The organism is Bacillus sp. AFS029637, from assembly GCF_002584985.1.
Taxonomy (GTDB): domain Bacteria; phylum Bacillota; class Bacilli; order Bacillales; family Bacillaceae_G; genus Bacillus_A.
In genome coordinates, this window is record NZ_NUPZ01000057.1 from 1 (window position 1) to 7,472 (window position 7,472).

Consider the following 7,472-nt stretch of genomic DNA (forward strand, 5'->3'; position numbering starts at 1 on the left):
CACCATAACGTAACATTATCAGAAGTTCTCCTTATCAATAATCCCCGACTTAACAACATTCTGTCAAACATCCTCTTTCCCTACGTATGCAGTTTCTTATTCATCCCATTATATCAGTGGTTAAAAGCAATCATTATCTTTATTTCCTTTATTCCATATGTATAAAATTCCGCATGAACTAACGGCCAGCTTATGCGTTAATAATTAACACACGGCCAACTTATGCTTCCGACTCCGTTGAATAATTAGATAATCATCTACAAAAAGAAGTGTTTTTTGGCCAATTTATGCTTTCAACTGTGGCCAACTTATGGGTAAAGTGACAATGGCCTTTTTAGTGTTGTCTATGAGTATAGTTAATTTTCAAAACGAAAGAAAGCTGCATAATTTTTAAAAATAATACCCAACTAGGTGTATTTAGCGTGCTCACTTTTAAGGATAAGTAGTATTTTAAAAATTTTTTAGTTTATTTGAACAAAGGTTTATTTTGTTCCCATTCTTAAATTGATGGGCATGGGTCACACCATATCAAAAAAGAAAATTGTACGTTTAGACACAATTCTGACATGTTTTGAGGTGGATGCTGTACGTTAAGATCATCTTTCTTATTAGATTTATTTTTCTTAATAAAAAAGGCACCCTTTCGAGTGCCTGCCACTATAAGTCATGTTATTTTAAATAATATAGACTCAAGTTTATTGGATTAATAATTTTATAAATTTTGATAGTAGTTACAATAAAATGTATTAAGTTTTAAAACAGCTTGTAATACTTTTTTTGGATCATCTTTTTCAAGCATTTGTGTGATTGCTAAATAATATAACTTGTCATTTAATTGGTTTAATTTTATGGTCATTCTTAATCCTTTAAGTTCGTTTAACATTAAATGATATCTTTTAGCATCGTCAGGATTACTAGGAATATTTTGTTTTATAATACGCTCACAATCTAGAGCTAAATTTATAAATTCATGATGATTTTTCATGTCATCCTCCTAATAATTTTTTATTGTAACCAGCTGTTATCTATCTTATTAATCCAGTATTGCATAGCTCCACCTTCTCTATATTCTTGAACTATACTTGTACCTTTAAGATATTGAGTTTGAGAAGCTGTAAATCCTTTAAGCATTCTCGTCCCTTTAGGTACCGTGATTTTATATTGTATATTGAGCGGATTCCCCCAAGCTTCTAATACGGCTAATTCATTTCTAGTTTCTTCAATATTTCTTTCTTTATCTCCCCACCAATAACCAAGACCATATTTAGATTCTGGTTCACCAGCCTTACTTCTCCTATATAATGTAAGTAGCGTATCAGTCTCTATAATTTCTATTTTTAATTCCTTAAATGCTAATACATCTGATTTTGTATCTTTAAAATCAAAATTAGAAAATCCTGAAGAACGTATTACCTCTCTTTTTAAACTTGCTCGTTCCATTATACTCAGATTTAAATTATCTATTTTATCTAGGGCCTGATTCATTTCTTCAACTGGCCAATTATTCAAATCACTATTTCTAATATAGCTGATTTTTTCTCCTAGATTAGTATTATCATTAAAAACAATAGTCATTTGCTCAATATTGCTTAAATTGATGTTTTTTTCCTGTGCATATGTAACGGATAAAGGAAAATAAACCATTAATAAAATCAACATGATTATACTAGCAAAATACTTTCTCATACTTAATTCTGTCCCCTTATATGAATCTATTTTTAGTTATTTCAATTGGAAATAAAATCTAATTTCCTTAAAATATATTTCCATACCGGTTCTTCTCCTGTAATGACAGAAGCTCTACCAACCATCCCTGTATGTAGTTCTTGTAATTCTTTTGTATCAATTGTGGCTTCTAGTTCATACATATACCCTTTCGTATTTTTATCAAAAGTAGGATATGCTGATACATATGTTATCTGTCCCATTTGTTTATCCGTTTTCTGTAACTTAAACGAATATTGTACTTTATCTCCTTTTTTTATTCCTTTTATCTCTTGAGCTGGTAATAAGATTCTTACTTTTTTTTGTTCTTCTTTTGGGATAATTGAAACAATCTCTTGGCCAGGATTAATTAAATCCCCTTGTTGTAAGATGGAAGGAAATTGTACAATCCCGTTTTTTTGTGCTTTTATGATTGTCGTTTCATTTTGATGACGCAGTCCATCTAACTCTTGCTTTTTAATAAATAGTTCTTGTTCTAGGGATTGAATACGTTGATTCACTGAAATCATATACTCTTCTTTATATTGATTTAAAGCATCTTTCTTTTGTTCTTGCTTTCCTTCTTTAGTAACATCAACTTTTGTTCTTTCATGCTCTAAAGTTTCTTTTCGTTGCTGGATACGCTTTTCTACACTGTTTTGTTGAGATTCTAAATTCCCTATTTTATCATTCATTACTTGTTTTTGATCTTCTAATATATTTTCTTTTGTTTTTTGTTTTTCAATTGTGTCTATTTCTCTTTGGATATTTTCCTTTTCTGCAATTAGCCCTTGTAAAACTTCATCTTGTTCGTTTGAAAATTTGCCATGCTCTATTTTTTTTATTTCATTGTCATTTTCATTTTGTATAGATTGATATCTTTGATCATAAGCCTGATATTCTTCTCTTATTTTTTTATCCACATCATCAGGAAAAGAGGATTTATGAGACCGGATACTCTCTTTCAACTGCTCTAGCATCCCTTTTTGTTTTTCTAAATGTTCTACAATTTGATTCACCTGATTTTGTTTATCTGTTAATTCTTGATTTTTTAATTGAATTAAAATATCTCCTTTTTTTACTTCATCACCAGACTTAACAGCAACCATATCAACCACACCTACAATTTGAGTACGAGACACACTTGCATCTGATTTTCCTTGTATCATTGCCGTTCCCTTACTTACAATATCTATCTTGCTGACATAAGCCCAAATTAAAAAAGTAAATAAACTCATCAAAAGAAAAACGAGTAATCCAGCAATAAAACGAGGAGGCTTTCTTTCCAATAATTCCACACTATCCGTTAATTGATCAAAAGAATAGATTTTACTCATATTGGTTATCTCCCATTACATATGATTGCGATTCTATATGTTCGACATGGACCGTTTGATTCTTCCAAAGACGATAATACTCACCCTTATAGAATAATAATTCCTCATGAGAGCCACGCTCTATAATATTTCCTTTTTCCATTACAAAAATTTGGCTTGCATGTTGAATTGTACTCAATCTATGAGCAATCATAATCACGGTTACTCCTTGTGAACCTAATTCTTTTAACATATCTGTAATATGTTTTTCAGTTGTAGAATCTAAATTACTTGTAGCTTCATCTAATATTAAAATGTCTGGTTTTTTTAATAACGCTCTTGCAATTGCTAAGCGTTGTCTTTGGCCACCAGATAAATTTGATGCATTTTCTTCTAAAAAAGTTTCATAACGTAATGGCAACTCACTAATAAACTCATGTACACAAGCTTGCTTACATACTTGTATAACTTCTTCCAAAGTAACTTTTTGTTCTAAGCCAAAACATAAATTTTCATAAATAGAAGCACTAAAGAAAAATGATTCTTGAGAAACATATGCAATTCGATCTCGTAGTGCAGTACGATTTATCTCTTTAACATGGTAATCATCATAATATATATCCCCTTGTTGCGATTCATAATAATGCATTAATAATTTTGAAATTGTTGTTTTTCCAGAACCACTTTCCCCCACAAAAGCTGCTTGACTACCTGGTTCAATGGAAAAACTTATATTATTTAAAACATTCTTGCGTGTTCCATAACGAAATGTAACATTTGAGCATTCAATCTTACCTGATAATTGTTTAGGAGATACCTTATTATCCTCTTTTTCACTTTTTTCTTGATCTAAATCAAAAATTTCATTTAATCTTTCTCCAGCAACTAATGCAGATTGCATAGTAGGTTGAATTCCGATTAAATTTTCAATTGGATTTAAAAAATAAGCTAAGAGTGCATTATATGTAATTAATTCACCTATTGTCATATTTCCTTTTAATACTTGCATAGCACCAATCCAAAGAATAACCGTCCCTCCAATTAACTCAAGTCCAATCTTAATAGAAACTTGCAAATTAGATAGCATTCCTCTTTTAAATACATGCTTTAATAAATTAACAAAACGACTTTCAGTTTGAAAAAACACTTCTTTTTCAGCGTTATAAGACTTTATAGTTGCAATCCCATTTAAAGATTCTACTAAATAAGAATTCAACTTTGCATTACTCTCCATTTCTTCTCTATTAATAGATTGATATGGCTTATGAAAGGCAAAAATAATACCTATATAAAAAGGTATTAATAATAAAGTAAAACCAAATAAAACTGGACTATGTATATATAATAAAATAGCGCCTAATGTCACCATTACTGTATCAATCATTAATGTCACTGTTATTGTTGATAAAGCATCTCTTATTTTACTTGCATCCATAAATCGAGAAATAATTTCTCCTATTTTTCTTGTTTCAAAAAAATTTATCGGTAATCCCACAACATGGCGATAATACCCTAGCATTAATTGAATATCGATTCGTCTGCTTAAATATAAGATCAAATGCGTACGAAAATAAGAAAGAAGTACCTTAAAGATATACAATATAATAATTCCAATTGATACAATATGAAGCGTCTGTAACAACTGATTCGTCACAATATCATCAATTAAAAATTTAAAATAAAAAGCTCCCAATAATCCAAATAAATTAAAGAAAATAGAAGCAAAAAATAAAGGTACTAATAAATTAGTTTGTTGTTTCAGTAAAAATAAAAAACGAGAAAGTGTACTTTGTAATGCCTTACCTTTTTGGAAATTCTCAGTAGGTGTCATAAGAACTAGAATGCCAGTCCATATTTGGCCGAACTCTTCTAATAAATATGTGACAAATCCTTTCTCAGGATCTGCAATATAAATTTTATTATTTTTAACTTTATAAATTACTACATAATGAAGTAACCCTCCTCCCATCACTACATGTGCAATAGCAGGTAAGGTGATTTTTTCTAATGCTTCAAAATTTGTAGCTTTTACCCCTTTTACTCCAAAACCTAATTTCTCTCCAGCTTCTATTAAGCCTTTTATATTAGTTCCTTCTAAATCTGTACCTGCTATTTCTCTAATTTTTGATATAGACATAGTAAAACCATAATAACGAGAAATCATTGCAAGGCATGCTGGCCCACAATCTTTTAAATCCTGTTGTTTAATACAAGTGAACTTTTTTTTAAACACAATCACAGCCTCTTCTCTTTACATTCGTATATATAATTTAATTATATATAAAAATATAAAAAAAGGATGAAATATGCAATTTTACATATTAAACCCTTTTTTAGGGGATTTATGATATTTTAGATATAACGATTGTTATATTTTGATTCATATATAAAACGATTGAATCATATAAAACAATCTAAAATTATATATTAAAGGGGAATAACATTATGAAAATCAATGAAATGACAGAACAACTTACAGAAAAAGAGCTTCTAGAAATCTCAGCAGGTGGAAGCTGCCTTAATAAAATTGGAGCAGGCGTTGTTAAAGGTATCTTCGCAGGTGGTGCTGCTGGTGCTGCTGCAACAATGGGATTAGGTACAGCAGGTGGCGCATTTGTTGGAGCTCATATTGGAGCTGCTGCTGGAGCAATTACTTGTCTTGGAGAATAAAAAATAAAAGGACTGATATAAATGAAAGAAATTAATAACACACTTACAAAATTATCAGAAGAAGAATTAGAAAACATCAATGGTGGAGGCTGCACTTGGAAAAAAGCTGCTGCTGAAGCTGCTGGTGGAATTATCATCGGTTCTATGGGAGGTCCATGGGGCGCTCTAGGTGGCGGAGTAACAGGCGTTGCATTATGCTATTTAAATGATTAAGTAATATAAGTAAATCCCCCNNGGGGGATTTACTTATATTACAGAAAATAAAATTTAATATAATTCAGCTAATAAAAATAAAAGTCAATAACAATCATTTGACATTTATACAGGTAACAATGTAATATATAAATTACATTAAGGCATATTTATATTCCATTAGGGGGAATCTTATATTGAATATAAAAATGAAATTAACACGTATTGAAAAAGGTTTAACACAAAAACAACTTGCTGACTTAGTTAATGTAAGTAGACAAACCATTGGATTAATTGAAAAAGAAGAATATAATCCATCATTAAAACTCTGTTTGTCTATTTGTATAGCCTTAGACAAAACATTAAACGATTTATTTTGGGAAGGAGAAATAAAATGAAAACAATTATAGAAAAAATACTCTTAGGTCAAAAATCAAATGATGAGTATCAAGAAAAAGCATATACAAAATATATAGCAGAAGCAGGTATTTTAGTTATGTTAATAAATTTTTTATACTTGACTACAAAAACTATATATCTGAAAGAAATTTCTACAGATATTATTGTTTGCTTAACATTATTTTTAATTTTTTGTGGATATATAACTATTAGAATTTTTAAAAGTAACATTGATTTCATTAATATTACTTCAGAGACAGACTTAGAAAAAAACAAAAAGAAGCTTTTAAAAAATACAATTTTACAAAGTATAATCTTTTTTATTGTTTTTAGTGGATCAGGTTATGTCATAGATAGTCCTTCTTCATGGACTTTAAATATAATTACTAGTATATTTTTCGGTATAGCAATCTACTTAATAAATAAGACAAATGCTAAAAAATCTTTAAAAATGAATAATGAATTAAATGATTAATCTATTTATCTAGCTATATAATTGAAAAAAAGGAGGGGTATTTATCATTAATAGTAAATCACCATTCAGAAAAAAATTCCTGTTCCTCTTTATATTTATCTTCCCAGCAGTTTTATTTAAATTCTTTGAGGATAGAGATTTAGTCACAGCTGTAAAAAATTTAATTTTACTATCATTAATAAGTTTTGTTATAATCTTTATTGTTGATACAATATCAAATTTAGTAAACAAGTATGATAAACACAAAAAGTGATTGAATCAGAGGTATTGTTTACACATTAGTGAAAATATAGGTGAATTAAAATTCGACATAAAAAGAGCTAGATTTCCTACTTTAAGGAATATTCGGCTCTTTTGTTGTATTTAGGTTATAATGTGTTTTTTTTATTCTTTAATTATTCTATAAAAGGTTCTGGTGCAAAAACTTCAGGACAATTGCAATAAATCTTGGACATACTGATATTACTAATCTAAAGAAGGTGCGTGATTGGTATGGAAAAGGAAAATGTATTTAAATGGAAACATTATCAGCCTGATATTATTTTGTTAACGGTAAGATGGTACCTACGGTACAACCTCAGTTTTCGTGATTTAGTGGAAATGATGGCGGAACGGTTTTTATCCATTTCTCATACAACGATTATGCGTTGGGTTCATCAGTACGGTCCTGAATTGGACAAACGAATCCGACGTCACCTTAAACAAACAAATGACTC

The 7,472-nt window shown here is 29.5% G+C and carries 8 protein-coding genes and 1 pseudogene; 5 read left to right on the forward strand and 4 right to left on the reverse strand.

Annotated features, from left to right (window positions below; translation table 11 throughout):
- Window positions 1–712: 712 nt before the first annotated feature.
- Genes COE49_RS26400 through COE49_RS26415 form a run of 4 tightly spaced genes read right to left on the reverse strand, consistent with a single transcriptional unit; the run spans window position 713 to window position 5,253 of the window.
- On the reverse strand, window positions 713–985 hold the full coding sequence (locus COE49_RS26400; RefSeq protein ID WP_088232703.1) for a hypothetical protein: 273 nt from the start codon (window positions 983–985) through the stop codon (window positions 713–715).
- Window positions 986–1,005: 20 nt separating this feature from the next.
- Window positions 1,006–1,686, reverse strand: a complete 681-nt coding sequence (locus COE49_RS26405; protein ID WP_088232704.1) for an autotransporter — start codon at window positions 1,684–1,686, stop codon at window positions 1,006–1,008.
- Between the two features lie 41 nt (window positions 1,687–1,727).
- Window positions 1,728–3,041 carry a putative HlyD family type I secretion protein gene (locus COE49_RS26410; RefSeq protein WP_088232705.1) on the reverse strand — a complete coding sequence of 438 codons (1,314 nt, stop codon included), beginning with the start codon at window positions 3,039–3,041 and terminating at the stop codon, window positions 1,728–1,730.
- Entirely contained in the window at window positions 3,034–5,253 is a 2,220-nt protein-coding gene (locus COE49_RS26415; protein ID WP_088232706.1) for a peptidase domain-containing ABC transporter, read from the reverse strand. The genes COE49_RS26410 and COE49_RS26415 overlap by 8 nt, the downstream gene beginning before the upstream one ends.
- Window positions 5,254–5,465: 212 nt before the next feature.
- Here COE49_RS26415 and COE49_RS26420 point away from each other — a divergent pair, with 212 nt between their 5' ends.
- From COE49_RS26420 to COE49_RS26440, 5 genes and pseudogenes are all read left to right on the forward strand, one after another.
- Entirely contained in the window at window positions 5,466–5,690 is a 225-nt protein-coding gene (locus COE49_RS26420) for a hypothetical protein (RefSeq protein WP_002204986.1), read from the forward strand.
- A 21-nt stretch (window positions 5,691–5,711) separates the two neighbouring features.
- Window positions 5,712–5,903: a Blp family class II bacteriocin gene (locus COE49_RS26425; RefSeq protein ID WP_070147273.1), complete on the forward strand. Its 192-nt coding sequence runs from the start codon at window positions 5,712–5,714 to the stop codon at window positions 5,901–5,903.
- Window positions 5,904–6,091: 188 nt separating this feature from the next.
- Entirely contained in the window at window positions 6,092–6,280 is a 189-nt protein-coding gene (locus COE49_RS26430; protein WP_199661832.1) for a helix-turn-helix transcriptional regulator, read from the forward strand.
- Window positions 6,277–6,756: a hypothetical protein gene (locus COE49_RS26435; RefSeq protein WP_070147268.1), complete on the forward strand. Its 480-nt coding sequence runs from the start codon at window positions 6,277–6,279 to the stop codon at window positions 6,754–6,756. Before COE49_RS26430 ends, COE49_RS26435 begins: the two co-directional genes overlap by 4 nt.
- Window positions 6,757–7,248: 492 nt before the next feature.
- Window positions 7,249–7,472 (forward strand): annotated as a pseudogene (locus COE49_RS26440) (IS6 family transposase); the annotation flags it as partial.